We start from the raw sequence: 21,955 nt of genomic DNA, 5'->3' as shown, positions 1-21,955 counted from the left end.
AACCGGGCGGAAAGCCGATTCTCACCGCGCCGCGTCCGGACGCCGAATCGCCGGTCGGGGGTGTCCGAACGTCGCCGCCGCGTGTACGATTCAGCCGTCGCCGGGCGGCTCCCCCCGTGGCCGCCCGGCGCTCATCCTTCCGGTGCTGCCGGGGGTGCGGCGGAGGTGACCCTGCTGCCACCTAGACTGGCCCCGGTGACCGAATCCTCCCCCGCTCCCGGCGACCCTCCCGTCTGCTCGGCGCGCGGCTGCCGCACCCCGGCGGTCTGGGCCCTGCGGTGGAACAATCCCCGGTTGCACGATCCCGAGCGACGCAAGACCTGGCTCGCGTGCGCCGAGCACCGGGGCACACTCGGTGACTTTCTCACCGCACGGAGCTTTCTCCGGGAGGTCGAACCGTTGCCCGGATCGTTACGCTCAACGGGTGAGTGATCGCAGCGGGGCACGCCGATGAGCACGGAACGCGGCGACGGGCCCGTCCCCACCCCGGTCGACCCGCTCGAACCATGGCCGGAGACGGTCGCCTGGCAGCGGGTCTCCACCGATCTGATCTGGGTGGAACTCGTCCGGCTGGGCATCGGCGTCCTCGTCGTGGTGGTCGGCGTCGCGGTGGCCTGGGCGCTGAGCGGACACTGGCTGTTCGGCGCCGCCCTCGGGCTGGTCACGCTGCTGAGCCTCTGGCGGGCGGTGGCGATCGTCCGGGCGGTACACGCCTGGGGGTACGCCGAACGCGACGACGACCTCCTGGTCCGGCACGGGTTGCTGGTCCGCCGGCTGTCGATCGTGCCGTACGCCCGGATGCAGTTCGTCGACGTCACCGCCGGGCCGCTGGAACGGGCCTTCGGACTGGCCACCGTGCAGTTGCACACCGCTGCCGCCGCGAGTGACGCCCGGGTGCCCGGCCTGCGCCCGGCCGAGGCGTCCCGCCTGCGCGACCGGCTCACCGCGCTCGGCGAAGACCGCGCGGAGGGCCTGTGACCGGCGGCCCGGCGGAGGAGACCGGGCCGGACGTCCCGCCCCCCTGGCCCGTCCCGGCCGCCCCGGCGCCGGAACACGTCGAGCCACGGCACCGCCTGCACCCGCTGAGTCCCGCCCTGCACGGGGCGAAATCCCTGGTGGTGGTGATCGCCGGGCTCTCCTGGTCGACGCTGTCCCGGGTCGGCTTCGGCACCTTCGCGGCGATGGTCGCGGTGCTCGCCCTCGGCGCGACGGTCCTCTCGGTGGTCAGCTGGTACAACACCGGCTACCACGTGGTCGGTCGGGAACTGCGCGTCTACGAGGGCCTGGTGTGGCGACGCACCCGGGCGATCCCGTTGGAGCGGTTGCAGGCCGTGGAGGTGGTCCGTCCCCTGCTCGCCCAGCTCACCGGCCTGGCCGAACTACGCCTGGAGGTGGTCGGCGGCGGCAAGACCGAAGCGCCGCTGGCGTTCCTGAGCGTGGCCGACGCGTCCGCACTGCGGACCCGCCTGCTCGACCTGGCCGGCCACGTCCCGCACGCCGTCGCCCCGGAGACCACCGCGGAAGGGCCACCGGCGCCGGTCGGCCGACCGCTGCACACCGTCACCAACCGCGACCTGTTGGTCAGCCAACTGCTCACCCCGCAGGCGTTCATGCTGCCGGTGGGCGTGGCGTTCGTGGTGGCGCAGTTCCTCTCCGAGGGTTCCTGGTCGTTCATCGCGGTGGCCAGCACGGTCACCGCGATGGCCGGGGTGCTGCTGCAACCGGTCCGGCGGGTCCTCGACGACTGGAACTTCCGGCTCGACCGGGACGGCGACCGGCTGCGGATCCGCAACGGCCTGCTGGAGACCCGCGCCCAGACCGTGCCGCTCAACCGGGTGCAGGCGGTCGGGGTGACCTGGCCGCTGCTCTGGCGAACCAAGGGCTGGCTGCGGCTGCGGTTGGAGGTCGCCGGCTACTCGGCGGCCGAGCCGGACGACCGCAACCGCCCGGACCGGCTCCTGCCCGTGGGCGACCTGGCGACCGGCGAGATGATCACCGCCGAGGTGCTGCCCGGCGTGGTCGTCTCGGCGCTGCCGCTGACCGCACCGCCGCCGCAGGCCCGCTGGTTGCGGCCACTGAGCCGGCGCGTCCTCGGCGCCGGCCTGGCCGAGCGGGTCTTCGTGGTCCGCTCGGGCCTGGTCACCCGGCAGCTCACCATCGTGCCGTACGCCCGGATCCAGAGCGTCCGGGTGGTCCAGGGGCCGTGGCAACGGCGGCTGGGCCTGGCCACCGTGCACGCCGACACCGCAGGCGGGGCCGGCGCGGCGGCGCTGCACCGGGACCTGGCCGAGGCGTGGGCCCTCGCCGCCGAGCTGACCGCGCGGGCCCGCGCCGCCCGGCTCAGCGGCTGACCGGCACCGTCGGCTCCTCGGCCGGGGACGGCCCGTCCCCGACGGCGTCCCCCGCCGTCCCGTCGTCCGCCCGGGGCTCCGGCCCGACGGGAGCGGCTCCGACCGGTTCCGTGGGGGCGCGGCGGGCGCGCCGGGCCGCCCACCACCGCTCGGCCAGACCAACCACCAGGAAGGTCAGTCCCACGTACGCCCAGCCGACCAGCACGTCGATGATGTAGTGCTCGCCGGAGTAGACCAGGGTGAAGGTCATCGCCAGCGGGTACGCCAGCAGCAGCGGCCACCAGCGGCGACGGGTCGAGGTGAGGAAGAACAGCACCACGAACAGCGCCCAGGCGGTGTGCAGGGACGGCATCGCGGCCACCGGGTTCGAGGCGATCTGCCCGGCGTTGAGCATGTTGCCCGCGCCGTGCATGCCGAACTCCTTCCACCCCCGGGTGGAGATCCGGGCCACCTCGCCGAGGAGCCCGTTCTGCGCCGCCCACCAGGGCGGGGCGGCGGGGTAGAGGAAGTAGGTCGCCAGCCCGGCGGCGCAGAGGAAACCCCACCGCCGCATGTACGCGCCCCAGCGGGCGCGGTCGCGCATCCAGAGCACCACCGCCGCCGCCAGGGTCGCGACGAAGTGCGAGAAGTAGACCCAGGCCGCCAGCACGTCCCACCACTGCACCTGCGGCTTGTAGAGCCGCTCCTGCAACCAGATGGTGGGGACCTCACCGCCGGTCGCCCAGCCGACCAGGAACCGGTCGGCGACGATCAGGTCGTAGGAGTACGGGATCGCGCCGTTGTCGGCGAAGCCCCGGGAGAGGTTGTAGGCGGCGAGGAGCAGCACCACCGGCAGCCAGTCCCGGGCGAAGCCCAGGTGGCTGCGCCACGGGCGACCCCAGTTCCAGGCGATGACGGCGGACCAGATCCAGACGAAGGCGTACGCCGGGTCTGTGGGTAGTCCGATCGTCAGCCAACCGGCGACGAAGAGTGCGCTCCAGATCGACATGGCGACCACGCGGCGACGTCCACCCTCGGACGACACCGGCGGACCGGACGGGGCAGGGGGCTGGGGGTCAGTGACAACGGCCATCACCATTCAGGTTAACGGCGGCCAGCGCATCGACGAACGCCGACCGGCGGTACGGCGGTCGGCGTAGGCTGTCGCCATGCCGGAGCAGACTGTCACGCCCGGGCTCAAGGCCCGGGTCGAACTCACCGTGACCGACGCCGACACCGCCCAGGCGGTCGGCTCCGGTGACGTGCCGGTGCTGGGCACGCCCCGGGTCCTCGCGCTGGCCGAGGCGGCCACGGTCGCGGCCACCGCCCGGCACCTGCCGCCGGGGACGACCACCGTCGGCGTCCGGGTGGAGCTGGAACACCGGGCCCCCACCCCGGTCGGTCGTACCGTGGCCGCCGAGGCGCGGCTGGACGAGGTGGACGGCCGACGCCTGGTCTTCACCGTCACCGTCGACGACGGTGGCGAGACGGTGGCACAGGGTCGGGTGGAACGGGTGCTGCTGGACCGGCAGCGCTTCGTGGAACGCGCCTCCGGGGCGTCATGACCGGCCGGTTCGTCGAGATCCGCGACGGCGTGCACGTGCTGCGCGAGCCGCTGCTCGACGTCAACGTCACCCTCGTCGTCGGTGACGGCGCGGCGCTGCTGGTGGACACCCTCTCCACGGCGGAACAGGCCACCGCGCTGGCCGCCGCCGCCCGCGCGGTCACCCCGCACCCGTTGACGCTGGTGAACACCCACCACCACTTCGACCACTGCTTCGGCAACGCCACACTCGCCACCGACCCGCCCCGCCCGGTGTACGCGCACGAGGCGACCGCCGGGTGGCTCCGCGACCGTCCCGACGAGCTGCGTCACCTGGCGTACGAGGAGATGCGCGCGGAGCAGCCGGCCCTCGCCGCCGAGCTGGCCCGGACGGCGCTGCTGCCGCCGACGCACCCGGTGCACACCGAGACGGCGCTGGACGTGGGCGGTCGCCGCGTGGTGCTGCACCATCCCGGGCGCGGCCACACCGCCGGTGACCTGGTGGTGCACGTGCCGGACGCGGACGTCGTGGTCGCCGGGGACCTGGTGGAGCAGAGCGGGCCGCCGTCCTTCGAGGAGTCGTACCCGTTGCAGTGGCCGGAGGCGGTGGCCGCGCTGCTGCGACTCACCACGCCGGAGACGACGGTCGTACCCGGCCACGGCGACCCGGTGGACGCCGCGTTCGTCCGGGCCCAGCACGGGCAGCTCGCCGACCTGGCCTGGCTGATCCGGGCCGGGCACACCGGCGGCGCGCCTCCGGAGCGGGTCGCCGCCGAGGCGCCGTTCGGTGCCCGTGCCGCGCTGGTGGCCGCCCGACGCGGGTACGCCGAACTCGACGGCACCGCCTGACCGCGAAGCCTGCACCGTCCGGCGCCGCCTGACCGCCAACCGGCGCCCCACAGCCAACCGCCGGGCCACCAGGCCTGCGTCGCCACGATTGGCCCGGCACCACCACGATCGGCCCGGCACCACCACGATCGGCCCGGCACCACCGCGACCGGCCCCGGGGCCGCCGCGACCGGCCGGGCACCACTGCGACCGACCCGGGGCCGCCGTGCGCGTCACCGGACGGCCCGCGCAAACAGGTGGCCGTCCCGGTCGCCGGGCGGTCGGGTCGCCCTGCACACGCTGTAGAGCTGCCCGCACGAACGGGGCACCGGACACCGGACGGTCTACCACGCGCCGCCACTCACCGCCGCACACACACCGGACGCCCCCGCTCCGCCAGCCGGCCACATCGCCAGACCCTCACGCACACCATGCACGCCGGGCTCCGGCAGCACAGACGGGGCAGCCCCAAAGCGTCCGGCCAGCGATCCCCCACCGCCCACCATCCGGCCCCGCCCGTGCGGCCCAGCCCGTTCGGCCGGGTGGCCGGGCCTGGGCGGCTGGGCGGTCGGGCCTGGGCGGCTGGGCGGTTGGGCCTGGGCGGCTGGGCGGTTTGGCGGCGGTGCCACGAGCGACGGACAGCCGGCCCGGCGGGGAACGGCCAGGCGGGAACGGGGTCAGCCGGGGAAGCGGCGGGCCACGTCGTCCCGGGTCGGCATGGCGACCGCGCCGCCGGACGACTCGCAGACCAGGCCGGCCACCCGGAGCGCGAACTCCACCCGGGCGGTCCAGCCGGCCGGGTCGCGGGGCTGGCCGTCGGCCAGCAGCTCGGCGACCAGCGCGGCCATCACCGAGTCACCGGCACCGGTGGCGTCGACCGCGCGGACGGTGGGCGCGGACACGCGTACCGGGTCGGGGCCGGCCGCGACCAGCGCGCCGCGCGCGCCGAGGGTGACCACCACGGTGCCGGCGCCCAGGTCACGCAGGTGGGCGGCGACCCGCTCGACCGGTTCCCCGGGGTAGAGCGCCTCGGCGTCGGCGGCGCTGAGCTTGACCAGGTGCGCGGTGGCGGCGAACTCGGCGGTCGTCTGGCGGACCGCCGCGAGCGCGTCCGGGCCGGACAGCAGCCGGGGGCGGATGTTCGGGTCGAACACCCGCACGCCGGTGGCCAGGCTCCAGGCCCGGCGGGCGGCGGCGAGGGTCGCCGGGCAGAGCAACACGATCGACCCGCAGTAGAGCACGTCCGCGCCCGCGACCAGCGCGACGTCGAGGTCGTCGGCGGTCAGCTGCCCGTAGGAGGGTGGCTCGCCGTAGAAGCGGAAGTCGGGTTCCGCCCCGGCGAAGGTGGCCACGGCGAGCGCGGTCGGCGCGGGCACGGTGACCGTCGCGCCGACGTCGACCCCGGCCGTGGTGAGGAACTCCCGGATCCGCTCGGCGAGCACGTCGTCGCCGAGGGAGCCGACGAAGCGGGCGTCCCCGCCGAGGCGGGCCACCCCGACCGCGACGTTGAGCGGCCCGCCGCCGATCGCCTGCCGGTAGACCGGCTCACCGGCACACTCGGCGTCGAGCAGGTCGACCAACGCCTCACCGAGCACCACCGCGTACCCCATCGCCTCCCCATCCCTCTCGTCGACGCCGGGCGGTGCCGCGACCGTGGGGGTCAGCGGACCATGGAACCGACCACCGGCTTGGTCAGCAGCGCTGACTGGTTGCGCTGGATGCCCGGGTCGAGGGTCTTGGCGACGAAGATGGCGTGCCAGATGCAGAAGATGAGCACCGTCCACACCTTGCGGGAGTGGTCCGCCTCCTCCCGCTTGTGCTCCTCCAGCAGCCGCATCGCGTACGACAGGTCGAGCAGCTCGCCGGCCCCGGAGGTGGAGAGCACCCAGCGGGCCCACTCGTACATCTCGCCGCGCAGCCAGACCCGGGTCGGGGTCGGGAAGCCCAGCTTCTTCCGGTTGACGATCGCCGGGGGCACCACACCCTGCAACGCCTGGCGCATGGCGTACTTGGTGGCGTCCGAGCGGGGCGGCAGCTTCAGGTCGACCGGGATGCCGGCGGCCACCTCGAAGACCTCCCGGTCGAGGAAGGGCACCCGGACCTCCAGCGAGTGCGCCATCGAGATCCGGTCCGCCTTGACCAGGATGTCGCCGCGCAGCCAGGTGTAGAGGTCGACGTACTGCATCTTGGTGACGTCGTCCAGCTCGGTGCACTCGGCGTAGATCGGGGCGGTCACGTCGGTGTAGCGCACCGAGGGGTCGTAGCGGCGCAGCAGGTGCTGCTTCTCCTCCTCGGTGAACATCCGGGCGTTGCCGTAGTAGCGCTGCTCGATCGGGGTGGTGCCGCGCTCCAGGAAGCTCTTGCCCTTGACGCCCTGCGGAATGGCCTTCGACACCGCGCGCAGGCCCTTCTGGACCCCGTCCGGCAGACCGTTGACACTGCTCAGCGAGAGCGGCTCGCGGTAGATCGTGTAGCCGCCGAAGAACTCGTCGGCCCCCTCGCCGGAGAGCACCACGGTGACGTGCTCGGCGGCCTTCTTGGCGACGAAGTAGAGCGGCACCAGCGCCGGGTCGGCGACCGGGTCGTCCAGGTGCCAGACGATCTTCGGGAGCGCCTCGATCATGTCCTGCGGACCGATCTTGGTCGGGATGGTGGTCACCCCGAGGTGCCGGGCCGAGTCCTGGGCGACGTCGATCTCGGAGTAACCCGGGACGTCGTACCCGACGGTGAAGGTCAGGATGTTCGGGTTGAACTCCCGGGCCAACGCCACCACGGCGGTGGAGTCGATGCCGCTGGAGAGGAAGGAGCCGACCGGCACGTCCGAGCGCATGTGCATCCGGACGCTCTCCCGCAGCGTCTCCCGGATCTGGTGGTAGAGGCGCTGCTCGTCGGAGACCGGAGCGGGCCGGAAGACCGGGCGGTACCACCGCCGCACGTCGATCCGGCCACCCGGCGTCCAGGTGAGGTACTCGCCCGAGCCGATCCGGCTGATGCCCTGGTGCAGCGTGCCGGGCTCCGGGACGTACTGCAAGGTCAGGTAGTGCGAGAGGTTGGCGGCGTCCACTCCGGCGTCCCCGGCGTACGCGGACTGCGCGAAGGGCAGCAGCGCCTTCTTCTCCGAGGCCAGGTAGAGACCGTCCATGGTCTCCAGGTAGTGCAGCGGCTTGATGCCGAAGTGGTCCCGGGCGCCGAAGGCCCGCCGCTCCTGCCGGTCCCAGATGACGAAGGCGAACATGCCGCGCAGCCGGGTGAGCACCTGCTCGCCCCAGTAGTGGTAGCCGGCGACGATCACCTCGCCGTCGCCCGCCGTGGCGAACTGGGCCCCGAAGTTGCGGATCAGTTCCTCGCGCAGCTCGATGTAGTTGTAGATCTCGCCGTTGAAGGTGAGAAGGTACCGGCCGCCCGCGTAGGGCAGCGGCTCGTGGCTGGACGCCACGTCGATGATGGCGAGCCGCTTGTGGGCGAACACCCCGTCCGCGTACCGGCCGGTGGCGTCACCGACCAGCTCGACACCCGTCTCGTCCGGCCCGCGGTGGTGCAGGCATTCCAACGCTCCGGCGATGGCGTCGCGGTGCGCGCCGGCGTCGCCGCGCGCGCTGAAAAAGGCCAGGAGTCCGCACATGTTGGCCATCTTTCCACGCGCCTGAACGCTCCGTCGCGGCACCACGGGCTCTCCCCGTGCCGGGTCCGCGCGGTACCGTCTGCGTCAGCGACGCCACCGGAGGGAGCGGATCATGGCTGAGGAGCGGACCGAGACGACGTCGACGGACGGCACCGAATCGCACGACCCCGATTTCCCGGAGGCCTTCCTGGCCTTCATGCGCCAGGGCTGGCGGGACACCACCCTGCCGGTGGGCCCGCGCCCCGAGGTGCCCAACTACGCCAAGCGGCGGGCCGCGCTCTCCGCCTCCTTCCCCGGCGAGACGCTGGTCATCCCGACCGGCGGTGAGAAGGTACGCGCCAACGACACCGAGTACCGCTTCCGCCCCGGCAGCGACTTCGCCTACCTGACCGGCGACCACGACCCGGACAGCGTGCTGGTGCTGCGGCCGAACGGGTCCGGCCACGACGCCGTCCTCTACATGCGGCCCCGCTCGTCCCGCGAGAACGACGAGTTCTTCCGCAGTCGACACGGCGAGCTGTGGGTGGGGCGGCGGCACACCCTGGCCGAGAAGTCGAGCGAGCTCGGCCTGCCCACCGCCGACCTGACCGAGCTGGACACGGTGCTGGCCGATGCCGCTCCCGGCCGTACCCGGGTGCTGCGCGGCCTCGACGCCCGGGTGGACGCGGCGGTGCGTCCGTGGAACGGCGCGCGCGCCGAGGGGCAGCCGGGCCGGGACCGCGAGCTGGCCATCGCGATCTCGGAGCTGAAGCTGGTCAAGGACGAGTGGGAGATCGCGCAGCTCCAGGACGCGATCGACGCGACCGTCCGGGGCTTCGAGGACGTCGCCCGGGTGCTCCCGGCCGACCGGGGGGTGTCCGAGCGGCTGCTGGAGGGGATCTTCGCGCTGCGGGCCCGCCACGACGGCAACGACGTCGGGTACGGCTCGATCGTCGGGGCCGGCGAGCACGCCACGATCCTGCACTGGGTGCACAACCACGGCACCACCCGCCCGGGTGAGCTGCTGCTGATGGACATGGGGGTGGAGAACCGCCACCTCTACACCGCCGACGTCACCCGGGTCCTGCCGGTGGGCGGTCGGTTCACCGACCTCCAGCGTCAGGTGTACGACGTCGTGTACGCCTCCCAGCAGGCCGGCATCGAGGCCATCCGGCCCGGGGCGAAGTTCAAGGACGTCCACCGGACCTGCATGCGGGTGCTCGCCGAGGGCCTGGCCGACCTGGGTCTGCTGCCGGTGAGCGTGGACGAGGCGATGGACGAGAAGTCGACCATCTACCGGCGCTGGACGCTGCACGGGTTCGGCCACATGCTCGGCATCGACGTGCACGACTGCGCGAACGCCCGCAAGGAGGTGTACCGCGACGGCGCTCTCGGGGAGGGATTCGTCCTCACCGTCGAGCCGGGCCTGTACTTCCAGCCGGAGGACGACCTCGTCCCGGAGGAACTGCGCGGTATCGGCATCCGGATCGAGGACGACGTCCTGGTGACCGCCACCGGGGCGGTGAACCTCTCGGCGGGCCTGCCCCGGCGGTCGGACGAGGTGGAGACCTGGCTGGCCGAGCAGCGGGAGGCGGGTCCGCGCCTGCCCGGCTGACCGCACGACCTGCCCACGGCGGACGCCGCCGTCGGTGCCCGGAGGTCCGGGTACCGGCGGCGGGGTCCGCCGTTTCGTCCGCCGGAACTCCTGTCCTGTGGCGTTTCCTCGGAAAACCAGCACTATGGGGCGATCCTTTTTTTACGGTGTGTTCGGAAAGTTCTTCCCGTTGGTGGCGTTCCGGGCGGGTCACCCACGATCCGTCTGGACCGCCCGGTTCCTCCCCGTGCCGCACACCTCAGGGTGGGCGTGCGGGTCTGCCGCCGGACGCCCTGTGGTGTACCGGCTGATCCACATATAGCGAGGGCGGCCCCTCTCCGGAACACGACGGAGGCTGGGGCCGCCCGCCGTGGTGTTCCACACTCCCGCGCCGAACGTCCCCTCATGCCTGGAACCCGCCGAATGTGGGCTTATTTCAGGTTCGCCCGCATAGCGAGGAAACTTCTCATACGGTGTGGTTCAGCAGCTACAACCGATTTGTAGCGAAGGACGCCTCGCCATGGCGGAGCGACCTTGTCTGGTACGAGGAGAGGGCAGAGAGCTCCGATGTCCAACTACCTTCGAAAGAATGAGGAGGCCGCCCCGCAGGCGGTGCCACCGAGGAACCGCCGTCGGCTGTGGTTGGCCACTGGCGCTGCGGGCTTGGCCGGCGTGGTGGGTCTGGGTGCGATCGGCGGCGCCGCCGTCGCCGGGACGCCCAGCCTCGCCGCCCTGAACTGGGCGAACGCCCAGTCGATTCTTACGGGTGACGGCACGTCGCCGGAGGGTGGCCACAAGGACGACAAGGGCCACAAGGGGAAGGACCACGAGGGCAAGAGCCACGACGGCAACAGCGGCTGGCGCGGCCAGGGGCAGAACGGCCAGAGCCGGAACGGTCAGGGCCAGAACGGTCAGGGCCAGAACGGTCAAGGCCAGAACGGTCAAGGCCAGAACGGTCAAGGCCAGAACGGTCAAGGCCAGAACGGCCAGGGGCAGCAGGCCACGGCGGTGCCGTGCAACCGCGACGCGCTGTTCGCGGCGATCAACCAGGCCAACGCCCGCCAGGGCGGCACGCTGCGGCTGGCCGCCGAGTGCACGTACGAACTGCGCTCGGCCACCGGCCCCAACGCCCTCCCGCCGATCACCAGCCGGATCACCATCCTCGGTGAACGGTCGACCATCGAGCGGGCCTACAGCCTGCCCAACGCCGGCACGTCCCTGTTCCGCTTCTTCGAGGTCGCCAACGGCGGACACCTGACCCTGCGGGACGTGACCCTGCGCAACGGCATGGTGTCCGGAACGGAGCGCGGCGGAGCGATCTCGGTGCGGGCCGGCGGCGAGGCCGTCATCGAGAACAGCACGCTGACCGGCAACAGCGCCCTGGGAGCCGCCGGCACCGGTGGTGCCGTCGAGAACGCCGGGATCACCACGCTCCGCAACACCAAGCTGGCCCTGAACAACGCGGCCAGTGGCGGTGGCGCCCTCCGCAGCACCGGCGTCCTGGTGGTGGAGAAGAGCCTGTTCGAGGCCAACAAGTCGGTCGCGGCAGTCACCGCCAGCGCCAACCGCGGCGGGGGCGCCGTCGAGAGCACCGGCACGGCGACCATCCGGGAAACCCGGTTCCTCGGCAACGAGAGCGGTGGCAACGGCGGCGCCCTGCACACCAGGGGCGGCGCGGCGGACATCGCCGACTCCCAGTTCACCGGGAACACCGCCGCGGCCTCGGGCGGCGCGATCGCCAACGAGGGCGGCACCCAGCTCCGGCTGCGGGAGGTCACGCTGCTGGAGAACACCGCGGCGGCGGTGGCCGGCGCCAACCAGGGCGGCGGCGGGATCTTCAACGGCACCGCCAGCACGGTGACCGCCCTGAGCGGCGTCCGGCTGACCGGCAACAGCGCCAGCCTGGGCGTCGGCGGCGGGGTGTCCAACCTCGGCGACCTGGCGATGAGCGGAGGCGTGTTCACCGGCAACCAGGCCGGCACCACCGGCGGGGGCATCCACAACGGCGCCACCGGCGAGGTCACCCTGCTGGGCACCAACGTCACCCTGAACCAGGCCCGGATCGCCGGTGGCGGCATCCACCACCTGGCGGCGGCCGGAGCGGCCACCATCGACCTCCAGTCGCGGGTGACCGGCAACAACTCGACCAACTGCGCCGGCCGGGCGATCCCCAACTGCCAGGGCTGACCGGCAGGTGACGCTCGGTACCGGCACCAGCCGGGGCGAGACGATCCGGCCCCGTCCGCGTGGTCCCTGAGGACCATGCGGACGGGGCCGGACACCATACGGATCACCGGAATCCCGGGCCTGTCCCGCCGCTGCCGGCGGGACAGGCCCGTTCGGTCATCGTTGGACGAAGACCGCCACGCTCCGCGCCGGCACGGTGAACGTGCCACCGGCCCGGTCGAACGAGGCGGTACGCAGCACCGGATCCGCCGAGTTCCGCAGCACCGGGTGCAGCGACACGTCCGCGCCCCGGAGGCCGTCGACCTGTTGCGTCGCCGCCTGCGGAGTGGTGTTGAAGATCACGGTCACCGACGTCCACTGCCGGTCCAGCCCCCGACCGTCGAGCGTCATGGTGAGCACACCCGGGGTCTCCTGCGGACCGGAGAGCGGGAACGCCACCCGCTTCTGCACCTCGCGGGCGTCGGCCAGCCCGAACACCGGCGACGAGGCCCGCACGCGCAGCATCTCGGCGTACCGGGCGTCGGTCAGGTTCACCGCCGCGCAGTCCGGCACCAGCGTCGGGTCGGCCAGCAGCGGCTTCGCGTACGGCCACTTGTCCTGGTTGTCCGCCGCCGGGGGCAGGCCGGCTCCGAACCCGTTGCCCTGGGCGCAGTCCCACCGGATCTGGTTGAACCAGTCACCGGAGTTGTACGAGTTGCGGTCCAGCGACTTCGACCGCAGCCGCTCGGTGCCGGTGGTCACGAAGCCGCTCCCCTGCCCCAGCACCACGGTGGAGAGGGCGAGCACCTGCATCCGGGCCCGGTCCGTCATCGGGGTGTCCTGCGGCAGCTTGTACGCCAACGCGTCGTACAGGATCTCGTTGTCGTGCGCGTCGACGTAGGTCACCGCTTCCCCCGGCGCGGCGGTGTAGCCGGCCGGTGAGCCGTTGTAGTCGACCTGCGCGCCGGTCACCGTCCGGCCCTGGGTGTCGGTGAACCGGTAGCCGGCGAGGTTGCCGACCAGCCCGACCTTGATCTGGTCGTGGGAGTGCAGCAGCCGGGCGCGCTGCTGCTCGGCGGTGCCGTTGACCGGGTCGCCGTTCGGGTCGGTGAACAGTCCGGAGGCGAAGCCCTGCACCCGCGGGTTGGCGTCGAACGGCCCGCCGCCGCGCACCGCGTCGCGGAGCCGGTCGTTGAAGGTGCCGATGCCGGTGCCGGCCATGTTGGCCTGGGTGGCCTGGACGAACCGGGCGTCGTTCGCCACCTCGCCGAAGTTCCAGCCCTCGCCGTAGAGCAGGATCGACTTTCCGTCCACCCCGTCCCGGGCGACGGTCAGCTTGTCCAGCGCCCGGCGCACGTCGAGCATGTTGGCCTTCGGGTGGTGACCCATCAGGTCGAACCGGAAGCCGTCCACCTTGTACGCCTTCGCCCAGGTGACAATCGAGTCGACGACGAGCTTGCCCATCATCGCGTGCTCGGGGGCGGTGTTGGCGCAGCAGGTGGAGTTGGCGACCGTGCCGTCCTCCAGCAGCCGGTGGTAGTAGCCGGGCACCACCTGGTCGAGCACCGACTTCGGGTCGGCGCCGGCGGCCGAGGTGTGGTTGTAGACCACGTCCATCACCACGCGCAGGCCGGCCGCGTTGACCCCGGCGACCATCTGCCGGAATTCGGTGGTGCGCGCCGCTCCGGTCGGGTCGACGGCGTACCCGCCCTCGGGGACGGTGTAGTGCAGCGGGTCGTACCCCCAGTTGTAGCCGTCGGTGTCGGCGACCCCGGCGACGCACTTCTGCTGCTGGTCGGAGTCCGGCGGCAGCTTCGTCAGGTCGCAGGCGGGCTGCTTCTGCTCGCTGCGCCGCTCGGGGATGGTGGCGAAGTCGAACGCGGGCAGCAGGTGCAGGTGGGTGACCCCGGCGTTCCCGAGTTTGCGCAGGTGGGTCATGCCCGCGGTGGCCGGGTCGGTGAAGGCGAGGAAGGTGCCCCGCCGCCGCTCCGGCACGGTGCTGTCGGCGATGGAGAAGTCCCGCACCGACAGCTCGGTGATCTGCACCTTCGACGACGGCACCGCCGCCGGCTTGCGCAGCTTCGCCCAACCGGCCGGGGCGAGCGCCGGGTCGGTCAGGTCGACGATCTGGCTGTGCGTGGAGTTCGGCGCGAGCGCCACCGAGTACGGGTCGGTCACCGAGGCGGTGGCCATCTTCTGCGTGGCGGGCTGCCAGGCCTGCACCCGGTAGCGGTAGTACTTTCCGGTCCAGGACCGCTCGCCGCGCACCGACCAGACACCGGTGCGGTCGTCCCGGCGCATCGGCACGACGCGCGGCTCCCCGGTCGGCTGGTCGAACAGTTCCAGCGCGACGGTCCGGGCGGTGGGCGCCCAGACCGCCAGGTTCGGGCGGTTGCCCTCGATGGTCGGGCCGAGCTTCGCCGACGTGGCCCGGGAGTAGACGTCGTCGAGGACGCCGGGGATCTGCACGCCGGTCGCGGAGAGCAGGGCCCCCTCGTGGTCCCGCTCGGTCACCAGGAGCTGCCCGCGCAACGCGGCCGGCACCTTGGCCAGGTCACGGTCGGCGAGGGTGAACGCCTGGTGGGCCCAGAGGTGCGGGAACCGCGCGCGCTGGGCCTCGGTGAGCCCGTTGCGCACCGCGGTCAGCGGCAGCGAGGCGTACGTCCCGGACAGCTCGCCGTCGACCACGGTCACCCCGCCGGCTGCGGCGGTGACCAGGGCGTACGTCCTGCCGTCGGTCGGGCCGGTGGCCCAGGCCACGGTGGACCGGTCGATCCAGTGCGCCTTCTGTTTGGTGATGTCGACGTCCTTCGCGGTGCCGCTGGTGGTCGTCGGAAGCAGCCGGCCCGGGGTCGCGGCGAGCAGCCACACCTCCCGTCCGGCGCTGGCGAAGTCGAGCCGCTGGTCCTGCGGGAGGTCCTTCTCGTCCCCGGAGTGGATGATGTAGCTCAGCCCGGTGGCGCCGGCCGCGAGCGGCACCCGGAACACCGCGCCGAACGCGTCGACCTTCGTCGGGGCGAGCGGCGACGCCCAGTCGGTGGGGTTGGCCGCGCCGTCCCAGAGATGCAGGCCCCAGCCGTCGTAGTTGCCGTCGGCCCGCCGGTAGTGGATGACCGCGACCCCCTCCTCGACCGGCGGCGCGGGTTCGCCGACGGCGTCGGAGTAGCTGGGGTGGACGGTGGGGTCACCCTGCTTGATCCAGATCTCCCCGGTGCGGGTGACGTCGATGGTCCGGTCCTGGGCCACGTCCTTGTTCCCGTTCTTGTCGACCACGAGGAAACCGACGGACTGCGCGCCCGGCTTGAGCTTCACCCAGGCGAACCGGCCGTAGGCGTCCTGCCCGGCGAACGGCTGCCCCTTGGGCCACTCGGTCACGTACGCCGGGTCGATGTCGCCCCAGGCGTAGAGGCTCCAGTCGGCGTAGTCGCCGTCGGGACGCTGGTAGTGCACGATCGCCCAGTCCCGGGAGGCACCCTGGTCGGGCGTGCCCACGGTGGCGGTGGAGCGGGTGCTCGCGGTGCGACCCTTGCCGTCCCGGACGACCGCCTTGTACTCGATCCGGGTGCCGCCGGGCAGCCCGGTCAGGTCGTGGTGCAGCGTGTACGGGGCCTGCTCGGCGGTGCCGAGCAGCGTCCACATGCCGCCGCCGACCCGGGCGGCCACCGCGACGGTGGCGAGCGGGTCCCCGGTGACCTGCGCGGTGACCGCCGCGCGGGTGGCCACGGCGGCGTCGACGGCCGGCGCGGTGATGGTGACCGCCGGGCCGGCGGCGGGCTGCGGGATCGCCGTGCCGGCCCGGTGCACCACCGCCGACAGCGGCGGCACGGTGACGGTCAGCTTGCCGTCCCCGGCGGCGGTCGCGGTGCCGCTGGCTCCGTACACGCCGGTGAAGGTGGCATTGGCCGACCAGGTGTCCACGGTGACGGTCTGCGGGGTGGCCGCGTTGTTGACCGCGACGACGTACTCGACGCGCTGCGTCGGGTGGATCCGGGAGAACGCGAAGACGCCGGGGCCGTCGGCCGCGTGCCGGGTGACCTGGACGCCGTCGTTCAGCGCCGGGTGCGCCTTCCGCAGCGCGCCCAGCTCGGCGATGGTGCGGTAGAGCGGGTGGTCGCGGTCGTACTGGTCGACGGCGTGCGTACGGTCGGTGCCGATCAGGTCGTCGTCGAGGTAGTCGGGGGTCTTCGAGGCGAACATGTCCTGCCGGGCGTCCTTGTCGCCGCCGGGCCCGGTGAAGCCCTGCTCGTCACCGGAGTAGACCACCGGCTGGCCCCGGGTGAGGAACATCAGCTGGTGGGCGAGCTGGTCGCGGCGCAGGTGGGTGCCCGGGTCGGTGCCGCCACCGGCGATGAACGAGCCGATCCGGCCCATGTCGTGGTTGCCGAGGAAGGTGGTCAGCCGGTCGGCGTCGGTGTCCCGGGAGGAGTAGAGGTCGTCCCGGGCGTACACGTCGGCGAGGGCCTTGGCCGAGCCGTTGCCGGCGGTGTAGCCCCGGGCGGCCTCCTGGAAGCCGAAGTCGAGGGTGGCCGGCAGGCCGCCCTGCCGGACGTAGGTGGAGGCGATCTCCGGGTCGGCGCTGTAGACCTCACCGAACATGAAGAAGTCCTTCTTGCCGGCCTTCTCGGCGGCGCGTTCCACGCCCCGGGCAAACTGCGGCCAGAAGTCGAGGTTGACGTGCTTGACGGTGTCCAGGCGGAACCCGTCGACGCCGGTGCCGGCGATCCAGTCGCCGTAGACCTTGGTCAGCCCGCGCACCACCTCGGGACGCTCGGTCCAGAGGTCGTCGAGGCCGTAGAAGTCGCCGTACTCGCTGTTCTCGCCGGCGAAGGTCGAGTCGCCCCGGTTGTGGTACATGGTGGCGTCGTTCAGCCACGCCGGGACCTTGACCGTCCGGTCCGCCTCGCTGGCGAAGGTCGGCGTGTACGGGCCCGCGTCCGCGGTCACCTTCGGGAAGTCCCGGCTGCCGTCGGCGTAGTTGCGGTCCTCGAAGGCCCGCCCCTGCGCGTCCGTGTACGGGCTGGTCTTCTTGTCGACGTACGCGTACTTGTCCTCGGCGTACTTGATGACGTCGGCGGTGTGGTTGACGATGACGTCCAGGTAGACCTTGATTCCCCGCCGGTGGGCGAGCTGGACCAGCCGCTTGAGTTCCTCGTTGGTGCCGAAGTGTGGGTCGACCTGGGTGAAGTCCGTGATCCAGTAGCCGTGGTAGCCGGCGGAGACGTCGTCGCCGGCGCCCTGCACGGGCCGGTTCTTGAAGATCGGGGCCAGCCAGATCGCGGTGGTGCCCAGCCCCTGGACGTAGTCGAGCTTGTCGATCAGACCCTTGAGGTCACCACCGTGGTAGAAGCCCTTGTCGGTCGGGTCGAGACCGGTGGACAGCCGGTCGCCGGTCAGGCCGCCCCGGTCGTTGCGCGGGTCGCCGTTGGCGAACCGGTCCGGCAGGACGAAGTAGAACTGCTCGGCGCGCGCGTCGTTCGCGCCGGCGCGCAGCATCGCCTCGACGCCGGGCTCGCTGCGCCACTGTGGCGCACCGGCCGCGGCAACGGGATCGGTGCCCCCGGTGGCGGTGGCACGGGACGGGCTCGCGGCGACGGGGGCACCGGCGAGGGCCAGGGAGAGCAGGGAAACCAGGCCCAACAGGGCCTTGGAAGATCTTGGCGGGGGTTTCATCGACGGCCTTTCCGTGGTCGTAGATTGGCCCGCACGCTAGTCCTTACCGAAACGTTCTGCAATAGTTTGCAAACCAAGTCGAAATATTGCGACCGGCTTGCAGGGTGCTGCCTCGGCGGGGGCGATGGCCGCCGCAGCGAACCACGCCCGCGCCATTCGCCGTTGCTGCCGTGGTTGCAGGGGACCCCTGCTCGGCAGAAAGCGGTAACAGGGGTCCCCTGCTACCACCTGACGGGGGAGGTCAGCGACCGCAGGGAGCGCCGTCCACCGTGCAGCTTGACGGAGCGGTGGCGGCGCCGGTGTCGGCGAGGTGGAACCGCAGCGACGCCGAGGCCCCGGGCGCGAGGGCGGCCCCGCTGGTGAACGTGAAGCGGGACCGGGAACCGCTCGCCTCGGCCTGCGCCGATCCCTCCACCCAGGCCGACACCAGGCGCGCGCCCGGCACCTCCACCCGCACCGTCCAGGATCGGGGCGTGTCGGACCGGTTGGTCACCCGCACCTCGCCGATGAACGCCCCGGCGTAGGTCTCCACCGCCCGGTAGACCCCGGTGACCTGCGTCGCCGGGGACGGCGGCTGGCTGAGCAACGGAATCGGGGCCGACTCGACGGTCGGGCTCGGGCTACGCGACGGGGTAGGCGACGCCACGCGGGTCGGACTCGCCGACGGGGTCGGGGAAGGACGGGCCGTCCGGCTCGCCGTCGGGGCCGCGCTGCGCGACGCGGCGAAGGACGACGCGGAGATCGCCGGCAACGGACCGGTCGGCAGCGCCGGCCCGGGTTCGGCCGACGGCCGGTCGCCGACGGCCGTGCCGAGGGCGACGCCCAGCAGGACGACCATCACCAGCACACCGACCGACACCACCGCCCAGGGCGAGAGCAGGGCCACAGTGGACCCGTTCCGCGCACGACGCTTCCCGGCCATGGTCCTCCCTCGTCGGTTTCCCGAACGGGAAGCCTAGCCAGCACGGTCGACTGCCGCACCCACCCGGCGCGGGCGGATCGGTCGCTCCGGTCGGTCGGTGCCCGCCGGGCAGGTCAGCCGGCCCGGATCACGGTGCAGATGACCGGGCCGTCGTCGGTGGCGCGCAGCAGGTAACGGTAACGCTCCCCGGGCACCGCCTGTCCCCCGCTGTCCAGGAACTCCCACTGCACGGCCACCAGGGTCAGCAGCGCGGAGACCGGTTCCACCTGGAGGATCACCGCGTTGGCGGCCACCAGTTCCCGGTCCTGGTAGTCGGGTGCGGCACCCACGAACGAGAGCGCCACCGCAGCCGGCGAGCTGAAGGAGAAGCTGTAGGTGTCGGCCACCACCAGGCCGGGCAGGGCGTAGCAGCTGGCGATGGCGGAGACATCGCCGGTCGTCAGCGCCACGCCGTACCGGTCGAAGAAGTCGGTGAGCGTACCGAGGTCGGTGGAGGCTGTCACGGCGTCAGGAGTTGCCGGTCGGGCGTCCGGGCAAACCTCACCGGGGCGGGATCCGCACCTCGATCTCCGCGCCGAGCGTCGCGCCCGCTTCGAGATCGAGGTCGTCGCCGCTCCAGAAGCGGCCCGGGTCGTACCAGTTCGGCCGCCGTCCCGGCGGGAGCAGCCCCATCGCCTCGTAGGTCACGGCGACCACCTCCGCGCAGTACGCGGTCTCCAGCAGACGGTCCGGGACGTGGCCCGCCGGGGCGGGGGGCGCCGGCACGGGGCCGCGCCGGCCGGGCAGCGCCGGCCGGGGGAACGCCGGAACCCGGCCGCGCAGCCAGCGCCAGGCGAGCTGGGCGGTGGACGGGAAGGGCGTGCCGTCGAGCCGGGCGACGGTGCGCAGCACGGCTTCCTCCATCGCCGGACCGGCGGGCGGTTCGAGCTGCCGCAGCCAGGCCCGTTGGCCGTACCGCTCGGCCCAGACGCAGACCGCGTCCCGCAGGTCGTGCAGTTGCACGCCGCGCTGGTGGGTGCCGGTCCACAGGTCCGGCAGGGAGCGGCCCAGCTCGGCGTGCCACATCAGCGGCGGCATGTCGTCCAACACCACGGCCATGCCGACGTGGTTGACCGGACTGTTGGTGGTGAGCTGGATGGCCCGGTCCGGCACGCTGCGTCCCCGGAACACCCAGACGTCGCCGGTGCGGGTCAGCTCGACCGCCTCGTCCAGGCTGATGCTCATGGGGCACTACCCTAGGCCCATGCGGCAACGGATGCAGTGGTGGAAGCTCCTCGGGCTGGCCGGTGTGGTCGGCGTCGCGGCGACCGGTGTGGTGGTCGCCCGCGCGGAGCGGCGACGCCGGGCGTACACCCCGGAGGAGATCCGGGCCCGGCTGCGGGACCGGCACGCGGAGGCCACCGCGAGCGCGCCGGCCGACGGGGAGAGCTGAGCGGTCAGCCCCGTTCGGTGACGTTACGGTGCCAGTACCCGCCCGTCGGCGGGTTGTCCAGGCGTAGGGCGGCCACCGCGTTGCCGGCGAAGTCGTTGTCCTCGACTCGGCAGGAGACGCAGGACCCACGCTCGGTGATCCACAACCCGTGGGTCTGGGTGGGCTCGGCGCGGTTGTCCCAGATCCGGTTGCCCCGCACCGTGGCCGAGTCGACGGTGGCGTTCACGGCGATCCCGGCCCGCGTCACCGGCGCGGCGGGCAGGTCGTAGGCCGCGCCGGGCGGCGGGACGTCCTCGTTCCATCCGGTGGTGGTGTCCGGGCGCAGTTCGGCCAGCGTCAGCTCGGTCTCGGTGTTGCCGGTCACCACCGCCCGCCGGGTGCCGACCCACACCACCTTGCCCCGGTGCCCGTTCACCGGCCAGCGCGCGGCCGGGTCGGTCACGGACCGGTGGCCGTAGCGCACCGAACCGCCGCCACCGGTCGCGGCGGCGCACCGGCGACCGTTGTTGCGGATCCGGTTGCCGGTGACCGTCACGTCGGCCATCGGGCGGTCGATCCGGATCGCGTCCAGCCCGTTGTCCCAGAGTTCGTTGCCGTCGATCGTGACGTCGGATGCCGGCCCGGTGTACCCGTGGCCGAGGTCGTGCTCGTGGTAGCCGTACGCCCCGTTCCCGCTGATCCGGTTGCCGCGCACCGTGTACGGACCCGGCGTGTTGCCCATGCTGATCCCGTCCAGGACGTTGCCGTCGATGACGCAGTCGCTGACGATCCCGCCCCGGCCGGCGACACCGGCGGTGCCGTTGGCGGAGACGTCGAAGCCGGCCTCCAGGTTGCCGATGAGGGTGCAGGCCGACACGATCAGCCCGTCCACGCCCCAGTCGGAGATCCCGAACCGGTTGCCCTCGCTGTGGCAGCCGACGATGCGGTAGCCGCGCGGCCGGGTCCAGTAGTCCTTCTGGAGTTCCAGGAAGATGCCGTTGGTGCCGTTGCCGACCGTGGTGCAGTTGGCGATGGTGCACCGTTCGACCCCGCCCCAGCCACCGACCCCGATGCCGATGCCGGCCCCGCCCATCTGCTGTCCGTTGTCCAGACGACCGCAGCCGACCACCACCACCCCGTCGATGAGGCTGTCCTGGAGGAAGTCACAGCCGAGCCCGGTGGCCCCGGTGTGGTGGATGTAGAGGTTGCGGAACACGCCCCGGACCACGTATTGCAGGCCGAGGCCCTTGGCGAGGTAGTTGTAGTCGGCCAACGCCACCCCGGAGCCGTCGATCTCGAAGTCGGCGAAGGTGCAGTCGGCGATGTTCCGGTCCCGGTCCGCGCCGTGCTGCACGGTCGTCCAGAAGGCCAGCGGGGTGGGATCGGCCCGGTTGCCCTCGTTGCTGAGCAGGAACCGGGTGGCCGCCGGACCGGAGCCGACCAGGGACACCCCACTGCGCCAGATGGTGCCGGCGTCCCGGATCGAGTAGCTCCCCGGTGGGCAGTGGATGACGCGGGGCTGGCCGTCGGCGGCATACGCCTCGCCGAGGCGGTCCACCAGGGCAGCCAGCGCCGGCTGGTCGTTGGTGACCCCGTCGCCGCGGAGCCCGAACTCCCGCGCGTCGCACCACAGCGGGGCCGCGGAGACCCGCGTCCGCCGCTGCGGGGCCGCGGTGGGCACCTGGTACGGCACCGGACCCTCCCCTCGTCGGCCGGTCGTCCCGGTCGTCGCCTCGTCCCGTTCGTCGCCGCCCGCTTTCCCGTCCCCGTTGTCCGGAAACACCGGAACCCGGGCGGCGTACGTGACCGGCTGCGCCGTTCGCGCCGTGTGCGGTGACGCCGGTCACCGGCCGACCGGGCATGGACGCGGGCCGCCGGCCGTTGTGACCA

At 72.7% G+C, this 21,955-nt stretch carries 15 protein-coding genes; 7 read left to right on the top strand and 8 right to left on the bottom strand.

Going from position 1 to position 21,955, the window contains the following annotated elements; translation table 11 throughout:
• Positions 1-450: 450 nt before the first annotated feature.
• Together GA0070618_RS20565 and GA0070618_RS20560 are read left to right on the top strand one after the other, a co-directional pair.
• Positions 451-978, top strand: a complete 528-nt coding sequence (locus tag GA0070618_RS20565) for a PH domain-containing protein (protein WP_088983097.1) — start codon at positions 451-453, stop codon at positions 976-978.
• Positions 975-2,351, top strand: coding sequence for a PH domain-containing protein (locus GA0070618_RS20560; RefSeq protein ID WP_088983096.1), 1,377 nt, complete (start codon positions 975-977; stop codon positions 2,349-2,351). The genes GA0070618_RS20565 and GA0070618_RS20560 overlap by 4 nt, the downstream gene beginning before the upstream one ends.
• Here GA0070618_RS20560 and GA0070618_RS20555 read toward each other — a convergent pair.
• Positions 2,341-3,423: a phosphatase PAP2 family protein gene (locus tag GA0070618_RS20555; protein ID WP_088985692.1), complete on the bottom strand. Its 1,083-nt coding sequence runs from the start codon at positions 3,421-3,423 to the stop codon at positions 2,341-2,343. The genes GA0070618_RS20560 and GA0070618_RS20555 overlap by 11 nt on opposite strands.
• A gap of 76 nt (positions 3,424-3,499) precedes the next feature.
• Between GA0070618_RS20555 and GA0070618_RS20550 the strand changes: the two genes are divergently transcribed.
• Together GA0070618_RS20550 and GA0070618_RS20545 are read left to right on the top strand one after the other, a co-directional pair.
• Positions 3,500-3,895: a thioesterase family protein gene (locus GA0070618_RS20550; protein WP_088983095.1), complete on the top strand. Its 396-nt coding sequence runs from the start codon at positions 3,500-3,502 to the stop codon at positions 3,893-3,895.
• Positions 3,892-4,722, top strand: coding sequence for an MBL fold metallo-hydrolase (locus GA0070618_RS20545; RefSeq protein WP_088983094.1), 831 nt, complete (start codon positions 3,892-3,894; stop codon positions 4,720-4,722). The genes GA0070618_RS20550 and GA0070618_RS20545 overlap by 4 nt, the downstream gene beginning before the upstream one ends.
• A 656-nt stretch (positions 4,723-5,378) precedes the next feature.
• On the opposite strand, the gene GA0070618_RS20540 is transcribed toward GA0070618_RS20545, so the two are convergent.
• Positions 5,379-6,311 carry a carbohydrate kinase family protein gene (locus GA0070618_RS20540; protein WP_088983093.1) on the bottom strand — a complete coding sequence of 311 codons (933 nt, stop codon included), beginning with the start codon at positions 6,309-6,311 and terminating at the stop codon, positions 5,379-5,381.
• A 50-nt stretch (positions 6,312-6,361) separates the two neighbouring features.
• Positions 6,362-8,323, bottom strand: coding sequence for an asparagine synthase (glutamine-hydrolyzing) (gene asnB / locus GA0070618_RS20535; RefSeq protein ID WP_088985691.1), 1,962 nt, complete (start codon positions 8,321-8,323; stop codon positions 6,362-6,364).
• Positions 8,324-8,435: 112 nt separating this feature from the next.
• Here asnB and GA0070618_RS20530 point away from each other — a divergent pair, with 112 nt between their 5' ends.
• Positions 8,436-9,917, top strand: a complete 1,482-nt coding sequence (locus tag GA0070618_RS20530; protein WP_088983092.1) for an aminopeptidase P family protein — start codon at positions 8,436-8,438, stop codon at positions 9,915-9,917.
• 546 nt (positions 9,918-10,463) lie between these two features.
• Complete coding sequence (locus tag GA0070618_RS20525) at positions 10,464-12,083, top strand: autotransporter outer membrane beta-barrel domain-containing protein (protein ID WP_143740415.1); 1,620 nt, start codon at positions 10,464-10,466, stop codon at positions 12,081-12,083.
• Between the two features lie 156 nt (positions 12,084-12,239).
• Here the strand turns inward: GA0070618_RS20525 and pulA are convergent, their stop codons facing one another.
• From pulA to GA0070618_RS20505, 4 genes are all read right to left on the bottom strand, one after another.
• On the bottom strand, positions 12,240-17,732 hold the full coding sequence (gene pulA, locus GA0070618_RS20520; RefSeq protein ID WP_088983090.1) for a pullulanase-type alpha-1,6-glucosidase: 5,493 nt from the start codon (positions 17,730-17,732) through the stop codon (positions 12,240-12,242).
• A 241-nt stretch (positions 17,733-17,973) separates the two neighbouring features.
• Positions 17,974-18,654 (bottom strand): cellulose binding domain-containing protein, encoded by a 681-nt coding sequence (locus tag GA0070618_RS20515; protein ID WP_094977996.1) that lies wholly within the window; start codon positions 18,652-18,654, stop codon positions 17,974-17,976.
• Between the two features lie 113 nt (positions 18,655-18,767).
• Positions 18,768-19,157, bottom strand: coding sequence for a hypothetical protein (locus tag GA0070618_RS20510; RefSeq protein ID WP_088983088.1), 390 nt, complete (start codon positions 19,155-19,157; stop codon positions 18,768-18,770).
• A 37-nt stretch (positions 19,158-19,194) separates the two neighbouring features.
• Positions 19,195-19,878 carry a hypothetical protein gene (locus GA0070618_RS20505; RefSeq protein WP_088983087.1) on the bottom strand — a complete coding sequence of 228 codons (684 nt, stop codon included), beginning with the start codon at positions 19,876-19,878 and terminating at the stop codon, positions 19,195-19,197.
• A 19-nt stretch (positions 19,879-19,897) separates the two neighbouring features.
• Here GA0070618_RS20505 and GA0070618_RS20500 point away from each other — a divergent pair, with 19 nt between their 5' ends.
• Positions 19,898-20,086 carry a hypothetical protein gene (locus GA0070618_RS20500; protein WP_088983086.1) on the top strand — a complete coding sequence of 63 codons (189 nt, stop codon included), beginning with the start codon at positions 19,898-19,900 and terminating at the stop codon, positions 20,084-20,086.
• 4 nt (positions 20,087-20,090) lie between these two features.
• Here GA0070618_RS20500 and GA0070618_RS20495 read toward each other — a convergent pair whose 3' ends face one another.
• Positions 20,091-21,758, bottom strand: a complete 1,668-nt coding sequence (locus tag GA0070618_RS20495; protein WP_088985690.1) for a right-handed parallel beta-helix repeat-containing protein — start codon at positions 21,756-21,758, stop codon at positions 20,091-20,093.
• Positions 21,759-21,955 lie beyond the last annotated feature (197 nt).

The sequence above is a fragment of the Micromonospora echinospora genome (genome assembly GCF_900091495.1).
Taxonomy (GTDB): Bacteria; Actinomycetota; Actinomycetes; order Mycobacteriales; family Micromonosporaceae; genus Micromonospora; species Micromonospora echinospora.
Note: the sequence above shows the minus strand (reverse complement) of the source record. Positions and strands in the feature narration are given on the sequence as shown.

Excerpts from the sequence above, each read along its gene's own strand:
- asnB (WP_088985691.1), bottom strand. The coding sequence starts at position 8,323 with ATGTGCGGACTCCTGGCCTTTTTCAGCGCGCGCGGCGACGCCGGCGCG.
- GA0070618_RS20515 (WP_094977996.1), bottom strand. The coding sequence starts at position 18,654 with ATGGCCGGGAAGCGTCGTGCGCGGAACGGGTCCACTGTGGCCCTGCTC.
- GA0070618_RS20525 (WP_143740415.1), top strand. The coding sequence starts at position 10,464 with ATGTCCAACTACCTTCGAAAGAATGAGGAGGCCGCCCCGCAGGCGGTG.
- GA0070618_RS20545 (WP_088983094.1), top strand. The coding sequence starts at position 3,892 with ATGACCGGCCGGTTCGTCGAGATCCGCGACGGCGTGCACGTGCTGCGC.
- GA0070618_RS20530 (WP_088983092.1), top strand. The coding sequence starts at position 8,436 with ATGGCTGAGGAGCGGACCGAGACGACGTCGACGGACGGCACCGAATCG.
- GA0070618_RS20550 (WP_088983095.1), top strand. The coding sequence starts at position 3,500 with ATGCCGGAGCAGACTGTCACGCCCGGGCTCAAGGCCCGGGTCGAACTC.
- GA0070618_RS20540 (WP_088983093.1), bottom strand. The coding sequence starts at position 6,311 with ATGGGGTACGCGGTGGTGCTCGGTGAGGCGTTGGTCGACCTGCTCGAC.
- pulA (WP_088983090.1), bottom strand. The coding sequence starts at position 17,732 with ATGAAACCCCCGCCAAGATCTTCCAAGGCCCTGTTGGGCCTGGTTTCC.
- GA0070618_RS20555 (WP_088985692.1), bottom strand. The coding sequence starts at position 3,423 with ATGGCCGTTGTCACTGACCCCCAGCCCCCTGCCCCGTCCGGTCCGCCG.
- GA0070618_RS20505 (WP_088983087.1), bottom strand. The coding sequence starts at position 19,878 with ATGAGCATCAGCCTGGACGAGGCGGTCGAGCTGACCCGCACCGGCGAC.
- GA0070618_RS20500 (WP_088983086.1), top strand. The coding sequence starts at position 19,898 with ATGCGGCAACGGATGCAGTGGTGGAAGCTCCTCGGGCTGGCCGGTGTG.
- GA0070618_RS20565 (WP_088983097.1), top strand. The coding sequence starts at position 451 with ATGAGCACGGAACGCGGCGACGGGCCCGTCCCCACCCCGGTCGACCCG.